General features: G+C 57.0%; 1 protein-coding gene and 2 pseudogenes. All 3 read left to right on the top strand.

Annotated elements, in window-relative coordinates:
* Positions 1–392 (top strand): annotated as a pseudogene (locus P9236_RS30640) (DUF269 domain-containing protein); the annotation flags it as partial.
* 46 nt (positions 393–438) lie between these two features.
* Positions 439–642: a CCE_0567 family metalloprotein gene (locus P9236_RS30635; protein ID WP_063169367.1), complete on the top strand. Its 204-nt coding sequence runs from the start codon at positions 439–441 to the stop codon at positions 640–642.
* Positions 639–955: pseudogene (gene fdxB, locus P9236_RS30630) on the top strand (ferredoxin III, nif-specific). The gene P9236_RS30635 and the pseudogene fdxB overlap by 4 nt, the downstream one beginning before the upstream one ends.
* Positions 956–1,059 lie beyond the last annotated feature (104 nt).

Genomic DNA, 1,059 nt, shown 5'->3' with positions numbered 1-1,059 from the left:
GACGACGAGGCCCTTGCTTCCCCGTTCGTCAAATGCCTCCTGCGGCTCATTCGTACTCAGGATTCCTTCGGCTTATGGGAAGGCCATTCGGATGCCGAGCTGCTGGCCGAGTTCATCATCACCAAGCAACAGCAACGTGCGGTACCCTTTGGCGGCGATCCCGATCCTGACGCGCTGTGGAGGCTCGACATGTTTACACCGCCGTAGCGCTTGCGATCGAGGAGCGCTCCGGCGTGTCGACGTCGCCAATAATTGGAATGAAGCCCCTGCGGGCTTCCAGCGGTTGGGCGTTCTGTCGAGACGTCCACCGGTTCGGCTTCGAGACTTTCCGCAAACTTGCTGAGGCCGGTACGAAACTGGTCGACGATGCGACTGCAGCCATTGAAGCCTAGCCCGAGATGGAGCGCATCAACAAAACCATTGTTCCAGGAAGGATCTATGTCAGACCTAGATAAGATGAGGAAGAAAGTCCGAAAGCTCCAGTTGCGTGCAGCTATTGCCAAGATGGCATTGCAGGACCTTGTCGAGGGTCTGCCGGGCAAGTGGGCCGACATACAGGAAGTCGCCGAGAAAACCCAAGCCGTTTATGCCGAGTTGGATGTTGCCAAGAGAGAACTCGCTTCAATGAAGAATTTAGGATGATGCGCACATTCACCACCCGTGACGGCTCCATTTGGATGCCGCCGTACCTGACCTCCATCGATAGCAAATCTGCATCGGCTGCTGCCGTTGTTTCAAGGTCTGCTCGCGCGATGTCATGCATCTTCACGGCGTTGATGATGCGGGTGAAATCCTCGGCCCCTGCGATGACGAGGACGACGATTTCGACGGCAAGCTCAATCGCATGATCATGGTTGTCGATGATGCCGGCCGCTGCATAGGCTGCGGAGCCTGCGGCCGCGTCTGCCCCAAGAACTGCCAGACGCATGTTGCGGCCGACGAGCTCGCAACATGATCTGGCGAAAACCAGGAGAACGGCGTTGCACTTCATCTTTTTGTCGGCTCGTGGGGCTGGTCCTGTGCAGCAATGCGTCGATGGTTTACTTCGCTTTGGATTCG

Origin of the sequence: Mesorhizobium sp. WSM4884, from assembly GCF_029625675.1 — a bacterium.
GTDB lineage: Bacteria > Pseudomonadota > Alphaproteobacteria > Rhizobiales > Rhizobiaceae > Mesorhizobium.
This window is presented reverse-complemented; position numbering and strand designations above follow the sequence as displayed.

Bases quoted from the DNA above. Each gene is read 5' to 3' on its own strand.
- P9236_RS30635 (WP_063169367.1), top strand. From the start codon at position 439: ATGTCAGACCTAGATAAGATGAGGAAGAAAGTCCGAAAGCTCCAGTTG.